Source organism: Myroides sp. LJL116, from assembly GCF_054871685.1.
In genome coordinates this window covers 433,588-453,781 of record NZ_JBTXLR010000001.1, presented here as the reverse complement: position 1 = coordinate 453,781, position 20,194 = coordinate 433,588, and the positions used below count along the sequence as shown (strand labels likewise).

14 protein-coding genes are annotated in these 20,194 nt (G+C 33.2%); 9 read left to right on the top strand and 5 right to left on the bottom strand.

Features of this window, described 5'->3' with window-relative positions; all coding sequences use genetic code 11:
- Positions 1 to 730: 730 nt before the first annotated feature.
- A complete protein-coding gene (locus tag ACYSNM_RS02080) occupies positions 731 to 1,672 on the top strand; it encodes an MBL fold metallo-hydrolase (protein ID WP_461755425.1) in 942 nt (313 codons plus the stop codon).
- A 71-nt stretch (positions 1,673 to 1,743) separates the two neighbouring features.
- Here ACYSNM_RS02080 and brnQ read toward each other — a convergent pair whose 3' ends face one another.
- Together brnQ and ACYSNM_RS02070 are read right to left on the bottom strand one after the other, a co-directional pair.
- Positions 1,744 to 3,078: a branched-chain amino acid transport system II carrier protein gene (brnQ, locus tag ACYSNM_RS02075; protein ID WP_461755424.1), complete on the bottom strand. Its 1,335-nt coding sequence runs from the start codon at positions 3,076 to 3,078 to the stop codon at positions 1,744 to 1,746.
- Positions 3,079 to 3,791: 713 nt separating this feature from the next.
- On the bottom strand, positions 3,792 to 5,027 hold the full coding sequence (locus tag ACYSNM_RS02070; RefSeq protein WP_461755423.1) for an ABC transporter permease: 1,236 nt from the start codon (positions 5,025 to 5,027) through the stop codon (positions 3,792 to 3,794).
- Positions 5,028 to 5,030: 3 nt separating this feature from the next.
- On the opposite strand from ACYSNM_RS02070, the gene ACYSNM_RS02065 reads away from it, so the two are divergent.
- The 7 genes from ACYSNM_RS02065 to ACYSNM_RS02035 all read left to right on the top strand — a co-directional run bounded on the left by ACYSNM_RS02065 (position 5,031) and on the right by ACYSNM_RS02035 (position 16,400).
- Positions 5,031 to 6,245, top strand: coding sequence for an exo-beta-N-acetylmuramidase NamZ family protein (locus ACYSNM_RS02065; protein ID WP_461755422.1), 1,215 nt, complete (start codon positions 5,031 to 5,033; stop codon positions 6,243 to 6,245).
- A 2-nt stretch (positions 6,246 to 6,247) separates the two neighbouring features.
- On the top strand, positions 6,248 to 7,795 hold the full coding sequence (locus ACYSNM_RS02060; RefSeq protein ID WP_461755421.1) for a histidine kinase: 1,548 nt from the start codon (positions 6,248 to 6,250) through the stop codon (positions 7,793 to 7,795).
- A 105-nt stretch (positions 7,796 to 7,900) separates the two neighbouring features.
- Complete coding sequence (locus ACYSNM_RS02055; RefSeq protein ID WP_461755420.1) at positions 7,901 to 10,495, top strand: zinc-dependent metalloprotease; 2,595 nt, start codon at positions 7,901 to 7,903, stop codon at positions 10,493 to 10,495.
- Positions 10,496 to 10,529: 34 nt separating this feature from the next.
- Positions 10,530 to 13,880: a SusC/RagA family TonB-linked outer membrane protein gene (locus ACYSNM_RS02050; protein WP_461755419.1), complete on the top strand. Its 3,351-nt coding sequence runs from the start codon at positions 10,530 to 10,532 to the stop codon at positions 13,878 to 13,880.
- Between the two features lie 12 nt (positions 13,881 to 13,892).
- Complete coding sequence (locus ACYSNM_RS02045) at positions 13,893 to 15,221, top strand: RagB/SusD family nutrient uptake outer membrane protein (RefSeq protein ID WP_461755418.1); 1,329 nt, start codon at positions 13,893 to 13,895, stop codon at positions 15,219 to 15,221.
- Positions 15,222 to 15,347: 126 nt separating this feature from the next.
- A complete protein-coding gene (locus tag ACYSNM_RS02040) occupies positions 15,348 to 16,109 on the top strand; it encodes a LytR/AlgR family response regulator transcription factor (RefSeq protein ID WP_461755417.1) in 762 nt (253 codons plus the stop codon).
- Between the two features lie 84 nt (positions 16,110 to 16,193).
- Positions 16,194 to 16,400: a hypothetical protein gene (locus tag ACYSNM_RS02035; protein WP_461754334.1), complete on the top strand. Its 207-nt coding sequence runs from the start codon at positions 16,194 to 16,196 to the stop codon at positions 16,398 to 16,400.
- Between the two features lie 17 nt (positions 16,401 to 16,417).
- Here the strand turns inward: ACYSNM_RS02035 and ACYSNM_RS02030 are convergent, their stop codons facing one another.
- The gene (locus ACYSNM_RS02030; protein ID WP_461755416.1) at positions 16,418 to 16,915 is read right to left on the bottom strand and encodes a YkgJ family cysteine cluster protein; all 498 of its coding nucleotides are present in this window, start codon (positions 16,913 to 16,915) and stop codon (positions 16,418 to 16,420) included.
- A 63-nt stretch (positions 16,916 to 16,978) separates the two neighbouring features.
- On the opposite strand from ACYSNM_RS02030, the gene ACYSNM_RS02025 reads away from it, so the two are divergent.
- A complete protein-coding gene (locus ACYSNM_RS02025) occupies positions 16,979 to 17,686 on the top strand; it encodes a class I SAM-dependent methyltransferase (RefSeq protein WP_461755415.1) in 708 nt (235 codons plus the stop codon).
- A gap of 89 nt (positions 17,687 to 17,775) precedes the next feature.
- Here ACYSNM_RS02025 and ACYSNM_RS02020 read toward each other — a convergent pair whose 3' ends face one another.
- The gene (locus ACYSNM_RS02020) at positions 17,776 to 18,408 is read right to left on the bottom strand and encodes a 7-carboxy-7-deazaguanine synthase QueE (protein WP_461754337.1); all 633 of its coding nucleotides are present in this window, start codon (positions 18,406 to 18,408) and stop codon (positions 17,776 to 17,778) included.
- A gap of 112 nt (positions 18,409 to 18,520) precedes the next feature.
- On the bottom strand, positions 18,521 to 20,191 hold the full coding sequence (locus ACYSNM_RS02015; protein WP_461755414.1) for a tetratricopeptide repeat protein: 1,671 nt from the start codon (positions 20,189 to 20,191) through the stop codon (positions 18,521 to 18,523).
- Positions 20,192 to 20,194 lie beyond the last annotated feature (3 nt).

Below are 20,194 nucleotides of genomic sequence, written 5' to 3'. Positions count from 1 at the left end.
CAGGATCAAACTCTTCATCGTATATTTTTTATATCTTAAATTAGATATATAAATCAAATCTTGCGATTTGCCTTACTCTTTGTTAAATTTTGCTGTCAATCCAATATGTCTATGAACGTGTCTTCAAATGTTTCGCTTATCTCTCAAAGCGGTTGCAAAAGTAATACTTTATTTTAAACTACCAAAGAAATTTCGAAAATTTTTATTTTTTAATTTCTTGCCAGCCCTTGTATTTCCTAAAGCGGACTGCAAAGATACCACCTTATTTTTTCATTATCCAAATTTATTTTTCTTAAAATTTCTTTAATGTTTTTAAAAGGTAACTTTACTTCTTTTTGTATAAGATCGTCTTGCTTAATGCGGGTGCAAAAGTAGAAACTTATTGTTTACTTCCAAACTTTATACATGCTTTTTTTTATTATTTTTCACACACAAACCACAAGTAGCTATAAACAAGCACTTTATGTGTTTGTTTTTTTTCAGCTTAACAACTAGATAATAAACACCCTATTGTAGTAAGAGAAAACAAAACCCCAGTAAAACGACCAAACACCATATCCAAGGTAAACCCTACAAGTATAAATAGTAAAAATATCCCCATAAAAGTCCGCTCCCCATGGAATCACCATGAACAACTTTTCTAAAAATACAGTTTGTTTTCTTCTTATATATATAGGTAGCTTTTCATTTAAAAATAAATAACTCTAAATTTGCCTAAAATACAAATATCATGAGAAAAATATTTTTAACTATAGCAGCAGTCTTTTCATTATATGGATATAGCCAATCTCTAGAAATTATTCCTCTTGGAGTATATGGAGGTTCGGACGAAAGCAACTTATCTGCTTACTTAATAGGAGTAGAACAAAGTAATGCCTACTTAAGCTTAGATGCCGGAACTATAAGAAGTGGTATAAATAAAGCCATAGCTTTAAATACCTTTAATGAAGATGCTCAACATGTACAGCAAAATTATATAAAAGGGTATTTTATAAGTCATGGCCACCTAGACCATCTAGCAGGATTAATTATCAACTCCCCTGAAGACTCTTCTAAACCTATATATGGTTTTAGCCCAGTTATAGAAGTGCTTACAAAAAATTATTTTACAAATGCAGCATGGGCCAATTTTGCAGATCAAGGTGAGGCTCCGATAATAGGAAAATACACCTACACAACTTTAGACCAAATGCAAGAGTTCCCTATTGCAAACACAACTATGACAGCTAAAGCTTATACGCTTAGTCATGTAAATCCTCAAACAAGTTCCGCTTTATTAATCAATAACGATAATAAGCAATATGTACTTTACTTTGGAGATACTGGGGCAGATCGCATAGAGAAAACAAATCACCTAGATATAATATGGAAAGATATTGCACCTTTAATAATAGAGGATAAACTAAAAAACATTTTAATAGAAGTATCCTTCCCTAATGAACAACCCGAAAATGCACTATACGGGCATTTAACCCCAAAATTGCTTCAAGAGGAATTAAATAACTTAGCCACTTATACCACTAAGGAGAAATTAAAAGGAATCAATATTATTGTTACCCATTTAAAACCTTCTCAAAATTCCATTGAAACAATCAAAAATCAACTATACAAAGACAATCCATTACATGTAAATTACATTTTCCCAATACAAGGAGAAAAAATATCTCTATAAAAATAAAAAAATGGGCGACTCTAAAATTGAGTCGCCCATTTTTTTATATCACCCTTTAAAGGAATTAAGTTCTATTGTTTCTTTGGAGCTATAAATTTTCCAAAAAAGAAAACCACTCCAAATGCTAGTGCTGAAGGAATAAGCCATGGTACATCATAAGAAGCTAAAGGAATAGCATTAACTACTTTATTAACCATAGTACTATACTCCCCATTGCCATACCCTAAGGCTACACTTCCACTAAAAGAGAATAACGACAAAATCGTTGTCATCAAAATGGCTGCCACAAAAGGTGCTTTTCTATATACTACTTTACCAAATACAACCATATATAGGATTAAAGTTAAAGTAATCGGATAGATTACTCCTAAGAAAGGTCCCGCGTACTCAATAATTTTATCTACACCCTCTACAGCTAATACCGCAGAAAACACACAAGTTAAAATTACAACCAGACGGTAACTAAGTCGACCTTTTGTTAAACTATGGAAGAAAGTACCCGTAGCACAAACAAGAGCAATAGCAGTAGTTAAACATGCTAAGGCGATACAAAGTGCTAAAACTAAAGTACCTGATTTCCCTAGTAATCCATTAGATATATGTAGTAATAACTCTGTTCTTTTTAAGCTTCCTGAATATTCATAACCTGATGTTACTCCTAAGTATACTAAACCTCCGTAAATAAAAAGCAAACAAAACATTGCGATAAACCCAGACAATAAAGCAACATTTGTCTTCTCACCCATTTTAACGTACCCCTTACTTTTTACAGCAGTAATGATAATACCGGCATAAATCACCGAGGCCAATACATCTAAAGTCTGGTACCCTTCTGTAAATCCTATTCTAAAGGCTTCTGGATTTTTCAAATCCGCCAACATAGCAGGATCAATTGGATTAGTAATACCAATAACAAGTAACCAAATTAGGATGACTAATAATAAAGGGGTTAAATATTTTCCAATAATATCTACCACTTTAGATGGTGATATACTCAAAAGAGCTGTTATACCAAAGAAAACTATTGAAGAAATAATAGCTCCCATTCCAGGATCTATCGAAGGAAAAACAGACAATACTCCGATTTCATAAGTAGTTGCTGCTGTTCTTGGAATTGCCACCAATGGACCAATACTCAAAATAATAGCCGTAGCTAAAATCCATCCTAGAGTACTATTGATACGCTTTCCTAAATCCGTAAAACTATCCCCAGAGAATAGTACAGCCAAAATACCAAGGAAAGGACCTAAAATAGCAGTTATAGAAAAACCAGCTACAGCGAAACTCCAGTCGCTACCAGTCATCAGTCCAATAATTGGAGGTAGTATTATATTACCAGCTCCGAAAAACATTGCAAATAATGCGAAACCTATTGTGGTTGCATCAGAATATCGTTTAAATCCCATCTAAATATTTAATTATTTCCCCTAGATAAACATGCAGTCTTATATACAGACAACTACAAGAGGTATTAATAAAGAAAAAAGTGTCTAAAACACACTTTTTGTACAAACAAGAGCACAATATAGGAAAATAATAAAAATATAAACTACACTTATCTTAGTTTTTTGTCTTTTTATTCTGACACATTACTAACAATTAATCAAGTTTTTTAACACTACTGCAATTTTATTACAAAAAGGCTATACCCCTGTTTAAAATAAACAAAACCCAAAAAACAAGGTTAAAAGAGCAGTTATTTTATCAATAAACTAGAATTAAAGGACATTAAGTTTAAATTATGTTTTTGAAAAGTCCCTAAAGAAACATTAACATAATTACATACTTGCAAATAAAACACCCATTTCACCCCAATAAACTCAAAAAATACTTTTTTCAACTAAGGCAAAAAAATCCTTTTTAGACCAATAAAACACAAGTGAAATCTATAAAATTTCGCCTAAAAAAAAGGAAACAGGAAACTAAAAAGTGATAAAATATTCCTGTGTAAAATAAACTTATCTTTCCTTTAGTTCTACTTACAATAAAGAACTGCCAATAATTGTCTTAAAGCAGTAGAATATTCAAAAGTTACAACTCACCTACTCCAAAACACTATTACAGATAATTCAGGTACTGATTTAAAGACAAAACTAAATCTTCCAGGTATAAAATACTTCTATTGGTAACGAAGAGCTTTCACAACGGTAATTTTAGTAATTAAATAGGAAGGAATTAATAAAACTAACATGGAAATAGTAATCACTCCTAAATTTAACAACAATACATGCCAAAAGCTTAGCAGTACAGGAGCTTGACTAACATAATAAGAAGCAGGGTCTAAAGTAATGATACCAAAATATTTCTGAATCCATAAAAGAGAAAGGCCAATTATGTTACCATAGAAAAGTCCCTTTATAATCAAATAAGAAGCATTGTATAGAAATATCTTTCGAATACTCCAATTATTAGCCCCTAAGGCCTTAAGGGTTCCAATCATTTGGGTTCTCTCTAAAATTAAAACAAGTAGAGCAACAATCATATTAATAGAGGCTACTATTACCATGATAACTATGATAACTAGAATATTAAAGTCAAACATATCAATCCAGCTAAATATATTGGCATATTTATCCATGACTGTCTTACTATCCACTATGGAAGGAAGCTCTAGATACACCTTGTCCCCTATAGTTTGTATTTGATCAAAATCATCAATTAATAACTCAAAGCCCCCAATTTGATTAGGCTTCCATCTATTTAATCGCTGGACATGACGCAAATCCCCTAAAACAACACTAGCATCAAATTGCTGTATACCTGAACTATATATACCAACAATTTCAAATTGTCTTACTAATGGCACTTTGTTACCCCATTCCTTCATAAAGTAGGTAGTAATTTTATCTCCTAACTTTAAATTTAAACGGTCAGCAATAAACTGAGATAACAATACCTCATTGCTCATTTGCATGGTTAGATTAGGTAATCTACCTTGTACAAGATATTCTTGCATGGGAGTAAAATCATAAATAGAGTCTACTCCTTTATATACTATGCCTTCAAAATAGTCAGCAGTACGTATTATCCCAGCAATACTGGCAAAAGGGGCAATATTCTTAATCCCCTCTATATTTTGAAAATCGTTATATTTACTGAGGTCTCTCTCTAAAGGAACTAAAGTGATATCACTTGCGTTGTTATCGTAATTAGTTACTACAATATGACCGCTAAAAGCAGAAATCTTCTCCCTGATCTTATATTTTAATCCAAGCCCTGTGGAAATTGAAATAAGCATCATAATAATTCCCAAAGCAATTGCTGTAATTGCAATTTTAATTATTGGAGCAGATATACTACTTTTATAGTTTTTAGTAGTAACAAGTCGTTTGGTTATAAAATATTCTAATTTCAAGGTATGGTAGTATCTAATTCAATGTTCAAAAATACAGTTTTATTTTTAGTCTTTACATTGCTTTTTAGCCTTAATGTAAAATCACAGCAAAATCCTTTCTCTTCAAGTGCGTCTCCAATGGAAACAATTGTTGTAGGAGCCCAACAAATAGATCTTTATGCAGATCTATTAAAAGGTAAGAAAGTAGCTATACTCACCAATCAAACTGGTGTTGTTAATCAAGAGGATAAGCAAATATCTACAGTGGATTTCTTATTAAACAACCAGGTGGAATTAATAAAAATTTTCGCCCCTGAACATGGTTTTAGAGGAACAGCCGATGCCGGAGAACATGTAAAAGACTCAAAAGACCCTATAACAGGATTACCGGTAATATCCTTATATGGAAGCAATAAAAAGCCAACCAAAGAACAACTTGACTCGGTTGAAGTAATGCTTTTTGATTTGCAAGACGTAGGTGCTAGGTTTTACACTTATATCAGTTCTTTACATTATTTAATGCAAGCCTGTGCGCAAAACAACATACCTGTAATAGTTTTAGACCGTCCAAATCCCAATATTCACATCATTGATGGTCCAACCCTAGAGATGAAAAACACAAGCTTTGTAGGAATGCACCCTATACCTACCATGCATGGTATGACAATGGGAGAATATGCCAAAATGATTAATGGACAAAATTGGATACAAACCGACACATCTTGTGACCTAACTGTTATTCCGTGTTTGAATTACACTAGAGGTACTAAATATTCGCTTCCCGTTGCCCCCTCTCCTAATTTACCTAATGATAAATCTATTGATTTATATGCTAGTTTATGCTTTTTTGAAGGAACCAATGTTTCTAGTGGAAGAGGAACAAACCTACAGTTCCAAATATATGGAAGTCCTTATTTAGAAAATATGCCTTTTAGTTTTACACCTGTTTCTAATCCAGGAGCAAAACATCCAATGAATCAAAATAAACTTTGTCATGGAGAAAACCTACAAGACACTGCCCCATTAGACCAATTAGAAATAAAATGGCTTATCAAAGCCTATCAAAACAGTAAGGCAAAAGACAAATTCTTCAACAACTTCTTTACCAAACTTGCAGGTACTACAGAGTTAGAACAGCAAATAAAACAAAATGTGAGCGAAAAGCAAATTAGAGCATCTTGGATTAAAGGTCTTGAGGATTTTAAAACATTACGTCAACCTTATTTGATTTATAACTAACATTGAAAATACCTAAAACTACCTATCTATCCCAAAAAGCATACTTAGTAATTGGTATTGTAATACTACTTATAACTATAGGCGCTTTATTTACCCTTAGCTATTCCATTACAAAGAATAGCCAGCAGAACTATGCCTATATAACAAAGAAAAACTTTACCAATAAGCTAAAGTCTTTAGAGATAGAATTTAAAAAAATTGATAATTATCTAAGCTCTTTAGATACCATAAGCTACTATGCACATAGAAAGGACTTATCGAAGAACTTTGAAATTATTAACCAAGTATACACACCTGGAGATTATATTTCTTTGAATTGGTATATCATAGTAGATAAAGACAATACCCCTGTACAATGGTATACTGCTACCGACCAAACCTATATCCCTCCTATGTACTTGGATCTAGTAAAAAACGATCCAACAAATAATTCTGCAGTTTTAGTACAACAAGATAACAAAGCACAGTGGTTACTTTACCGTCAAGTAAAGCTACCCGATCAATTAAGAATTTTCTATGGAATTACAGTAGATTTAAACAACCTACATACTTACCTAGCCGATGTAGATGCTACTAATGCCAATTATGCTTTTATTTTCACCAAGAATGGCTTGTGTATTTACCATCCTGACACTAATTTATTAGGAGCAAACTTATTTGAAAAAGGCATTATAGGCGAAAAAGACACCATTAATTCTCAACAAACTAATGAACTAGGGGTAAGAGAATCAGAATATCTTAAATTAGATATTATCCGATTTTTAGCGCCATTTAAAAGTGATAATCTTTCGGGATATATCATGGTTAACTTCCCAAAATTCAATGCAGATGACAACCTACAACCTATAAAGCAAAGCACTACTTTAATTTTCATAACAGCAGTTGCTATCATAGTTATACTGTTCTTTCTTTTTTTTCGTGCCAATAAAAGAGCGCAAACCCAAAAAGAATTACTAGCCGTAGCCTATGAAAAGGTAGATAAAGAAAAAGCACTAGCAGAATTACAGCAGTTAAAAAATCAGATCAACCCTCATTTTTTATTCAATTCGCTTAACTCCTTATACATGCTTATTAACATTGATGCTAATACAGCAACGGAATTCACTTTAAATTTAAGTAAGATTTATCGCTACCTTATCCATCCACCAAGTACTAATATTGTAAGTGTGGAGCAAGAACTAAATTTCATAAAACAGTATATTAATCTACAAAAGATTCGTTTTAACCAAGAGCTAAAAATCAATATAATTGAGGAGGAGTCTTACAAAAGTACGGACAAAATCCCTTTTCTGGCATTGCAAATCACCATAGAAAATGCTCTTAAGCACAATATCGCAACCCTTGACAATCCATTAGTTATACAAATTATACTGCAAAAAGATCAACTTTTAGTAACAAATAACTACCAACCTTTACACAATACTAAACACAGTGAAAACTTCGGGTTAAATTATCTTAAAACTATTTACGATTACTATAATGTTCCTAACTTTGCAGCCCAAATAAAAAGGGACGATTTTGTATGTGTATTACCATTTATTCAACAATAGAATAAAACCGTTCACTCCCATATTAAAGCCATTCACTCCCTAAAATTTTTTACTCTAAGGATACCGCCTTAGTTTTAGGGCCTATAATTATAACTTACTATTGGAATGAACCAAAAATCGGTTAAACTAACTATCAGTGCTTTACTGTTTTGTTTTAGCTTTTTAACAGCCTACCCAAGCTTAGCTAACAACAAAAAAGCAACCCCGAAAGCTGACAAAGAGCTTACCAAAGAAAAAGATTCTACAGATGCTAAAAAGAATAGCTATGCGGATCTTTTAAAGAAAGGTATTTACAAAAAAGGAATGTTCAACACTATCCAGGTAAAGACCGATATCTATTTTGAAATTCCCGATAGTTTATTAGATCGTCAATTTTTAATTGTAAATAAGCTTTCCCAAGTTCCTTTGGAGATTAATGATGCAGGAGCAAATAAAGGGATGAACTACGAGAATAAATTAATTACTTTTCACAAAGATACTCTTGCAAATAAAATTTGGGTAAAAACACAAAACCCACGTGTTTCTTCTCCAATAGATGATGCTATTACTGAATCAGTTAAAAACAACTTTATTGAATCAGTTTTAGAGGTTTTTGATATTGAAGCAAAAAATGCAGATTCTACTTCTACAGTAATTAAAGTAAATAAAGTTTTTGATGGAAATCAAAAAAGCTTTAATGACGTTTTAGCAGGATTAGGGTTACCTACTTCTATTAAAACTAACCTTTCTTATATTGAAGCTGTAAAAACCTTTGAAAAAAACCTTGTAGTAAAATCTCTATTAACTACAACTGTTAATGAAGGTACAGGAGATATGGCTGTCTCATTAGGTGTAACTACAAATATCGTTTTACTATCTAAAGAACCAATGAAGCCAAGAATAGCTGATAAACGCGTTGGATATTTTACAGAACAAAACTGGCTATTCACTGATGAGCAGCACAAAATGGAATCTAGAGAGTTTATCACAAAATGGAATCTAGAGCCTAAAGAGCAAGACATTGAAAGATACTTAAAAGGAGAATTAGTAGAACCTAAAAATCCTATCGTATATTATATCGATCCAGCTACTCCACCACAATGGAGACAAAAGATCAAAGATGGAGTAACCGATTGGCAAATTGCTTTTGAACAAGCAGGGTTCAAAAACGCTATTATTGCTAAAGAGCCAACAGAACAAGATGTAGATTTCGACATTGATGATGTACGCTACTCGGTAATTACCTATGCTGCTTCTCCAAAGTCTAACGCTATGGGACCTTCAGTTATGGACCCAAGAAGTGGAGAAATTATCGAAGCTGATATTATTTGGTGGCATAATGTAATGACTTCTGTTCATGCTTGGATGAGAGTTCAAACAGGACCTATTGATCCAAAAGCAAGAGCAAACAAATTCTCTGATGACCACATGGGAGAAGCTATTCGCTTTATTTCTTCGCATGAAGTAGGACACACCTTTGGATTAAAACACAACATGGGATCTTCCTTTGCATTCCCAGTAGACTCTCTTCGTTCTAAAACATTTACAGACAAAATGGGAGGAACTGCTCCTTCTATTATGGATTATGCTAGATATAATTATGTAGCACAACCAGGGGATGGTGTTACTGCAATAACTCCAAAAATTGGTTTATACGATAAATATGCTATCGAATGGGGATACCGTTGGTACCCAGATAGCCAAACAGAGAAAGAGGCCCTTAAAAAAATGATTGAAGATCATCAAGATGATCCAATTTATTTCTATGGGGAGCAACAAAGCTACTTAAACACTATTGACCCAAGAAGTCAAAGTGAAGACCTTGGAGATGATGCAATGAAAGCTAGTACATATGGTTTGAAAAACTTACAAATCGTAGTAGAAAACATTCTTCCTTGGACCTATGAACAAGGAAAAGATTATACAGAGGCTGGAAAATTACTTATGGCAAGTATTGGACAATGGCAAACTTACAACCAACATGTTTTAAATAATATCGGTGGAGTTTACTTTGACCATGCTACTTATGGAAATAATAAAAATACTTATACACCAGTTCCATATGACATCCAAAAAAGAGCAGTAGAATATATAAGTGAAAACGTATTGACAATCCCAACATGGTTGTTTTTCAACCCAGAGATTATCGACAAAACCTATGGTTTAAAATCTTCTCCTGTTGGTCCGTTTGAATACTCTCCATATGCTTTAGCTAGAGAGTTACAATACACAGCTATTTACTACATCTTAAGTGATCAAAGATTACTTCGCTTACTTGAGAACCAAGTAAAGCAAGAGCAAAATAAACAAGAGCTAAACTTTACGATTACTGACTTATTTGAAATGCTTAACCAGGCAATCTTCGAGAAGACAAATAAAAATAAGTCCTTAACTATCTTAGAGCGTATGACACAGAAAAACTATGTAGACGCTTTAATTATAGATGTAAATAAGCTATTTGAAAAAACAAATAAAAAGGGATTACACGTAGAGACTAACCTAGGTTTCCCAACTATGTGTAATGCATTGCAAGAGGATAAAGCTATACGCAATATCAACTATGCAGTAATGAAAAGAGTATCAGAGGTAACAACTTATAAAAAAGGAGAGTTACTAAAGATTAAACAAACTCTTACAAAAAAGAAGAACATTAAAGATCCAGCTACAAAGGCACATTATGCTGACTTAATCAATAGAATTGACCAAGCATTGGATCTATAATAAATAAAACTAACTCACATTTTTATTAACTATCATGAAGAAATTTTTTCTTTTATTTACTCTGTTAATTTGTAGTGTTGCCTTTGCACAGCAACCTAGAATAATTACAGGTATTGTTCTTGATTCCGCAGACAAACTAGGCCTACCAGGTGCATCGGTAATTGTAGAAACCCAAAGTGTTTCCAATGAAACCACTCACCAAGGAATCATAGAAAGTACCTCTATAGGTACAATCACAAATTACGATGGAGACTTCTCTTTAGAGGTTCCTGCCAATGCAAAAGCATTGCGCGTTAGCTTTATGGGCTACGAATCTAAATTAGTGCAATTAGGTTCAGCTACTCACTATACTATTGTGTTGGGATACGATGACAATATGATGGATGAAGTAGTTATTACAGGTTACCAAACCATTGAAAAAAGAAAGTTAACTAGTGCTGTAGCACAAATTGGAATGGATGCTATTGACCAATACGGAGTAGCAACTGTAGATAATATGTTACAAGGACAAGTAGCTGGTATGGCTGTATTAAATCAAACAGGAGCTCCTGGAGCACCTGCAAAAATTAGAATACGTGGTACTGCTTCTTTAAATGGTCCTCAGGACCCGCTTTGGGTTGTAGATGGTATGCCATTAGAGGGGAATGATGTTCCAAACTTTAATGACAAAGATAATATTGACCAATTACAAAACTATTCTATCGCTGGATTAAACCCAGATGATATTCAAGACATCACTATCTTAAAGGATGCTTCTGCTACAGCTATTTATGGTGCAAGAGCAGCTAATGGTGTAATTTTAGTTACTACTAAAAGAGGAAAAAAAGGGCAAATGCGCGTTAACTTTACCGCAAATACCTTTATTAATGAAAGACCTGATTTCAATAAATTAAATTTAATGAACGCTTCTGAAAAAGTGGACTTTGAATTAATGTTGGCATCGCGTTCTGATATCAATCATTTACGTACAGGACAAGGAGAAATCAGTAGAATATTAAATCAAACTGGAGAATTACAAAGTTTTAGAAATAACGGATTAGCAGGTTTATCTACTTCTACTTTAGATAGAATTAACCAGCTAAGAGACATCAATACACAGTGGGATAAATTACTATACCGCTCAACAGTTAACCAACAATATGGAGTTAATATCTCTGGAGGTACAGATCAATCGGATTACTACTTCTCTTTGGGATATTTTGATGAGCAAGGTGCTACTATCGGTACTGGTTTTGAGCGTTACAACTTAACATTTAAAAACAACTACCAATTAACAGACAAACTAGAGTTCGGAGCTGCGATTTTTGCGTCTCAGAGCAATAGATCTAGCTTTATCTCGGATATAGATGCTAATGTTAACCCTGCAAACTATTCAAGAAACGTAAATCCATATTTACAACCTTTTGATGCAAATGGTGGATATGTTTACGATCCAGATATCTTAGGTTCGGAGGATTACTATATTCCTTTTAACTTTTTAGAGGAGAGAAACAATTCTAAGTATAAATTGACTAACAAATCTATCAAAGCAGTATTTGACCTTAATTATCAAATTATTGATGATTTAAAACTTACTACTCAATTAGGTTTACAATTAGACGATAGCAATACAGAAAAGTATCAATCTCAAGATACCTATGGTACAAGAAAGTTCCGTCAAGGTACTAGATACTATGACAGTGCTAGTAAAGAAATGAAATACTTCTTGCCAGATGGTGGAATTATTGAAAACTTGTCCGATGATTTCTTCCAATATAACTGGAAGACAATGTTAAACTACAACACTGTATTTAACGACGTACATGAGCTAGATGTAATGGCTGGTATGGAAATTAGAAAAGAGGACCGTACTCAAATTAAAACCAAAGGTTTTGGATATGATGCCAATACTCTTACTTCTAAGCCAATTATCTTCCCAATAGGGACAGATTTTGCTACAGAAAAAAAATATGAAACCTATAAAAAAGGTAGAATTGAGAATGCTTATGCTTCTTTCTTTGGTACTGCTTCCTATACTTACGACAGACGATATACTGTATTTGGAAGTGTTAGATATGACGGTTCTAACCTTTTTGGAGTAGATCCTAAATATAGATATGTTCCACTATGGGCTATCTCAGGTTCTTGGTTAGTAAGTAATGAGAAATTCATGCAAAACCAAGATATTATTTCTAATCTACGCTTAAGAGCTTCTTATGGTTTACAAGGAAATATTGACCGTACTACTTCTCCATTCTTAATTGGAGAATATAAAATGTCTACTATTTTACCTGGATATCCTGAAGGAAGTATTGCAGTAAACAATGCGCCAAACGGAACACTTCGTTGGGAGAAAACAACCAATACTAACTTTGGTTTTGACCTTGGAGCATTTAACAACAGAGTATCTGTCGCTTTTGATATTTACAACAGAAAGAGTACAGATTTAATTGGACTTAAAGCTCTTCCATTAGAAACAGGATTTGAGTTTACTAATATGAACTGGGCTCAAGTTACAAACAAAGGTTTTGAGGTTTCTTTAAGTACAAGAAATATCGCTAACCAAGACTTTAACTGGACAACTACTATCAACTTTGCTAAAAACGTAAGTAGAGTAGATAGAATCCAAGTTGGAGATAACGATTACTACCCATCTAGAGAAGGAAGACCGGTTAACTCTGTTTTTGTTATTAAAACAGCTGGTTTAGATGACAATGGTAATTTACTATTCTGGAAAGGAGACCAAAAAGTAAGTGGTGTTGAGCTTTTCAAATTAAAAGATGCCTGGGCAGATTTCTTACCAGGGTATATGGTTACATCGGAATTAACTCCTGAAGAATATAGAGATCTATTTACTTACAAAGGAGATAATGATCCAAAGTTCACTGGAGGGATTATTAATAATTTCAGATATAAGAACTTTGATTTAACTATCTCAGCAGCCTTTAACTTGAAGCAAACAATTTTACGTCAGCCAAGTTATGAAAGTGCTTTTGTTGATCCAGGAAGAAATTACACAAAAGATGTACTTAATATCTGGAGCCCACAAAATCCAAATGGAACATTACCAGGTATAACTGGAGATGATGCCTTTGACGGAACAGACAACTATATGCTTACTAAATTCTTCGGAGGTTTAGATAATGGTAATGCTTATAAATACTTAGATATTTGGGCAAAAGAAATTAGCTACCTTAGAATTAGTAGTATTCGTTTAGGTTATAATTTCCCACAAGCTATGCTAGATAAAGTAAGAATTAGCAATGCGCGTGTTAACATTGAGGCTAGAAACCTTTTTGTATTCGGTAGTAACTATAATGGGTATTTTGACCCAGAAACTTACGGTAATATTTACGCTCAACCGATCCAAAAGTCAGTATCTATTGGATTAAATGTAACTTTTTAGAAAGCTAGAACAATGAAAAAAATATATAAAATGCTTTGTGCACTATCTATTGTCTTTACCACAGCTAGCTGTGATAAATTCCTAGATATTCAACCACAAGGTCAAGTAATCCCAAAGTCAGTAAAAGAGTATAGAGAGTTTTTTCTTACCGCTTATGAGACCTATCCACAACATAAGTCCTTATCTTCGATAAGAACCGATGAAGTATTCTTATTAACTGGAGAGGAGGAATCTTTCTTTACCATTAGAGATATTTATATCTATAAAGACCAAGCTCAAGATAGATTAACAAGTGATTTTCCATATGAGGCTTTTTACAAGGCTATCTTCCACTCTAACTCTATTATTTTAAATGGAGTTAATACTATGGAAGAAGGCGTGGAAAAACAACAACTTCTAGGAGAGGCCTATGGTATGAAAGCAATGGTGTACTTTGACTTAGTTAACCTTTATGCAAAACCTTATACCACTCAAGCGCAAGCCTCTTTAGATAGAGGTATCGTAATAGAGGACGAAGTGCAAATTGAAAAGAAAAAGGCTCCTTCTTCTGTGGAAAAAGTATATGAAGAAATTCATAAAAACATTGATAAAGCCTTAGAACATTTACAAATAGATGCGCACCAAACTGGAAAGAATTACCGCTTTTCTAAAATGAGTGTTTTAGCGTTACAAGCAAGAGTATACTTATACCAAAAAAGGTATGACAAAGCCTTAGAAAGCGCTAATAAGGTATTAGAGTACAGAAGTGAGTTACAAGACTTAAATAGCGACCTAACTTCTTTAGCAGATTTTACATCTGTGGAGTCTATTCAAGCTTTAGAGTTAACTTTAAATGGTGGACTACGAGCTTCTATTCTTGTATCACCAGATCTTATCCAAAGTTTTGACCAAGAGAATGATTTGCGTTTTGCAATGTCTTTTGTAAAAAGATGGGATAACAATTATATCGTTGACAAAGTTGGAACAGCTCAAAACAAAGTTAGCTTTAGAACTTCAGAAATGTATATGATTAAAGCCGAAGCTCTTCTTGAGCTAGAGCAATTAGACCAAGCCAAGCAGACTCTAGAGCAACTTTTAGTTAATCGTTATACTCCACAGGGATTTGCTAAAGAGCAAGCTAAAATCAGCTCAATGAATGCAGTTTCTTTTAAAAAGTATTTATTAGATGAGCGTTTTAGAGAATTTGCCTTTGAAGGACATAGATGGTTTGATTTGCGTAGAGCTAATCAAAAACAAATCGAACACAAATTAGGAAGTGAAAGTTATTTCTTATTTGAAAACGACATAAGATATACCTTAGATTTCCCTAAGAAAGCAAAACAAAACAACCCATATTTATAGCCAAAATTAGATTCCCTAATTAACCCCCTTAAAAAAACTACTCCTAGCCAGAGTAGTTTTTTTTTGGCTTTTTTCTACCCTAAGTAGAAAATGGTTACTTTTACACAAAATAAATGTATTAGACCAATGAAAATAGCCCTTATTGAAGATGAAAGCCTAGCAAGTGCTTACTTAAAAACACTTCTTCACAGGCAAACTATTTTACCCATTGATTCCATTACCATATTGCCTAGTGTAAAGGAATCCATTGCTTATCTAAGTGAACAAACGGTAGATTTATTATTTATGGATATCCATCTTGGAGATGGTAAAAGTTTAGAGATTTTTGAATCTGTAGACATAAGTTGCCCTATCATCTTTGTAACGGCATATGACTCCTATGCTATTCAAGTTTTCAAACAATTTACCATTGATTATATCCTAAAACCCTTTAGCGAGCAAGAGCTTTTAGATGCCTTAAATAAATTCAAAAGCATTACACAAAGTTTCCAACACAATAATACCTTAGAGGCTCTATCAAGCCTAGATAAAGACCAGCAAGAAAGTTATAAAACCAGATTTCTAGTTCACTTAGGACATAAATTGAAATCAATTGAAGCTGCAGAGATTGCCTATTTTTTTGCTCAAGGTAAACATCTTTTCATTACTACTTTGGATAATAAAACGTATATCTATAATGATACAATCAAGGGAGTAATAGGTAAATTAAACGAAGGTGATTTTTTTAAAATAAATAGAAAATATATTATCCAAAGAAAGTCTATCTTAGAAATAATTAGGCATTCTTCGCAAAAAGTAGAGCTCATTTTACAACCTAATATACAGGAGAACGAAAGCATATTGGTAAGTAAAAACTTAATAAATAATTTTAAAGAATGGCTAGAATAATTCAATAAAATTTAGTACATTTTATCCACTCTTTCTCTCAAAAAGCTTTATATTTGAGACTAAGACAATCAAAAACGAATAATTATGAGCATACAAGACCGCATATTGGCATTTGTGGATAGAATTCTAGACCTATTTAACATAATTAAAGGATATTTATCTAATGCCGTGGCATTTTTTGAAAAGTTGAAAAATGCAATCTTAGAATTAGTTTCCTATATGGGAGAAAGAATAGAAGATATTACAGAGGAAGATCTTCAAGTATTAGAAGAAGAACACTTCTTTATCTAATACTTGAAAAACGTCTATTATTTTAAAATAATCTTCTTTTTCATCTGCTCCACCACAGCAAAAGCTGCTGGACAAATACTAACATTTTTAAGTGTTAGATCAGTGATTTGATTGAATTTCTTGCGATCTGTATGTGGATATTCCCTACATGCTTTTGGTCGTACATCATAGATCATACAATAGTTCTGTGCATCTAAAAAGGTGCAAGGTACACTTTGTAATACGAAATCATTATCCTCATCAATTCTCAAATACTTTTGAGTAAATTGGTGAGGTTTCATTTTTAAATACTTAGCTATTCGCTCAATATCCGCATTTGTAAATAATGGACCAGTTGTTTTACAGCAATTGGCGCACTTCAAACAATCTGTATTGTCAAATACTTTCTGGTGAATCTCCTGCATTTGATAATCTAAATCCTTTGGCGGCTTCTTTTTTAGCTTATCTAAATACTTTTTATTCTCGTTATGCTTATCTTTGGCATTTCTACCAAGGTCCTTAAGTATTTTATCCATCTAAATTTATTTGGATGCAAATTTACCAAAACCCGAATTAAAATTGCAATAAAATTTTACCCCATGAAAGATCTTTTAGGTCAGGCTATCTTAGACTACCAAACCAACAATAATCCGCAGGACATTTTCACCTCTACAGACATTTCAGAGGAAGAAGTAATGGAAATAGCTTATTTGTTTAGAACCTATAAGCAAATGCCTAAAATAGAGCAGCTCGCTTTAGATATGGCTAAAGGCAAAATACTTGATGTAGGTTGTGGCGCAGGTGCGCATAGCTTGTACTTACAAAAAAAAGGCCTAGAGGTCTACCCTATTGATATCTCTAGCCAAAGTATTGAAGCTTGTAAACTACAAGGCATAAGCAATGCACAGTGTATAGATCTACTTGAGGTAAAGGACCAAAAATTTGATACTATTCTACTTTTAATGAATGGTACAGGAATTTTTGGTTATTTAAAGAACATTAGCCAATACTTAAGCCATTTAAAGTCCTTATTACAGCCTAACGGGCAAATACTAATAGATAGTTGTGACTTGATCTATATGTTCGATAAACAGCCTGATGGTAGTGTTTGGATACCTATGCAAGACAAGGATTATTATGGAGAATTAAGTTTTACTCTTCGTTATAAAAATCAAATTAGCCCATCTTTTCCATGGCTATATTTAGATTATAATACTTTATCTAATGCTGCATTTGGCAACGGATTAAAGTGCGAATTAATCTACCAAGGAGATTCGGACGACTACCTAGCAAGATTGACCTTGTAATTAGTAAGCCAACGAGATATTCTATATAAAAAGAAAAGCCTTCAAATTAATTTGAAGGCTTTTCTTTTTATATCTACTTACAATAAGCATTAAGGAATATCTAAATACTTATGGGTTTGTACAGAAATTTTCCATTTTGGATTATTCTTTACATATTCTATTACTAGTGGCCCCATTTCATGTCTCTTACTCCATTCTACTTGTAAAAGTAAAAGTGCATCAGGATTTACTTTACTTGCTTGTTGCTCGGCAAAAATAAAATCATGGTTATTATAAACAATTATTTTTAGTTCATTGGCCGCATCGTATACACTCTGGGTTGGTAATTTAGCTTTCTTAGGGGAAAGACATATCCAATCAAAATCTCCACTTAATTCATAAGCTCCTGAGGTTTCAATATTTGTCTGCATTCCTTTTGCTTTAAGCTCTTTGGTAAGATAATCTAAGTTATACATCAAAGGCTCTCCTCCAGTAATTACAGCTAGTTTAGCTTGTTTACTTGCACTAGCAACTATTGTATCTACTTTGGTTAAAGGATGAAGCTCTGCATCCCAGCTTTCTTTAACGTCACACCAGTGACAACCAACATCGCACCCACCTAGACGAATAAAATAGGCTGCATGCCCACTATAATATCCCTCTCCTTGAATGGTGTAAAACTCCTCCATTAATGGGAGAACCTCCCCTTTTTCTAATTCGGTATTTACCTGTTGTTTTAGCATTGTACTTGTTTGTAAAAGTTGCAAAGATACGCTTTATTCCAACTCAAAAGTTTTAATAAAATCAAAAAAAACTTTCCCTATAAACAGCACATTACCCTTCGCTTATACGCTTTTACATACCATCTAAAGCATGTATTGTTTTCAAGGCATATTCATTGGTGTTATCTAATCCTAAAGTCATATTAAACGACTCTATCGCTTTTTGTTTTTGATCGCTATTAGCATAATAGCTACCTAACCAATTATAAGCTTCAATTAAACGAGCAGTATCGGTTTTATCTGGTAATTGCTCTGACTTTCTAAATTGATTTACATAATTATCATATGCCTCAAATACCAGTTGGTAATTAGCAGGATCTTCACTTATTAATCGATTTGCTCTAGCTTTATAAAAATTAGCCTCCCCGATAGAAGGATTACTTTGTAAACAAGCATCGAAATACTTGGTGGCCTGAGCTACATAATTTGTTTGGTCTTGCTCACCTTGGTCAGCTAAAGAATAATAACACAAACCGATATAATATAAATCGATTGCATAATTACTTCCAGTTTTATCCGTTGTAGCAATCTTAAATACTTCTATAGCTTTTTGGTACTCTTTAGATCTAAATAAACTAACACCTAGAGTGTTAAACTCTGAGCTAGTATTTTTATCCAGTGAAATAGCTTTATTTAAATACTCATAGGCTTTTTGCTGGTTTTGCTCTCCATTAGAAGTATCCAATAAATAACTACTACCTAAAGTAAAATATACCTCTGGGGAAGCCCCTTGGCTTTGTCCTAGATTCTTTTGTAAAAAACTTATTGCCTTAGAATAATCCCCTGCTTTATAGTAAGACTGCCCTATAAAAGCTGTCCAGTTAGCATCGCCAGATTCCTTAGAGGCTAGCTGATCCAAAAGAACAATAGCTTTGCTAGGAGTAGAAGTATCTAATAAAAACGTTACGTAATCCTGCGTTGCAGAAATATCTGATGGGTTCTTAGTGCTATATTCTTGATAAGCTTTAGCTGCTTTTGCTTGCAAAGCGCTACTTTGTCCCTTGTCCTTTAAAGACCAGTGATAGTAAGTATCTCCTAAAGCTTTATAGGCAGGTAAAAAACTAGGATCACTTTGGATAAGCTGTTCTAATTGGCTACTTGCTTGGCTATAACTACCAGATTTTTGTAGAATAAGACTCAAAGCTAACTTCGCAGCATTATTCTCAGGGTTAGTGGCAACAGCATGTCTGAAATTATCATAAGCTGGCTGAACCTCCCCTTTACCTAAAAGCCCTTGTCCTAAAACATGAAATGCATTAGAATTTTGCACATCATCTTGCAAGACTTCATTAGCAATACTAATAGCCATATCGTAGTTTGGGTTCTCTCCCGTTAAATAACCTTGAGCAACGAGTAATTTTTGATCGTAATCTTTTCTCTTGATTTTACTTTGAGCTTTTGCAAAATTCAATATAGCACCTTGCGCATCTTTATTCAATAAATCAATTTGTCCGAGTCCAATATAATTTAAAGACCCATTGTCTTTTAGTTCTAATCCTTCTTTAAAGATAGTTTTAGCAGAATCTACCTGGTTTTGTTTTAAATAAAGATCGCCTAAATAATAATAATTAATACCCGAAGTAGGGTTTTGCTTAATTAACTCTTCTAACATGCTTTTAGCCTGTTGCAATTGACCATTATCCATAGCTTTTAAAGCTTGTGGTAAGTCTTGCGCCGTCAAAGTAGACATACTTGATAGTAAAGCAAGTATACCTACACTTAATAATCTTTTATTTTTCAACATATA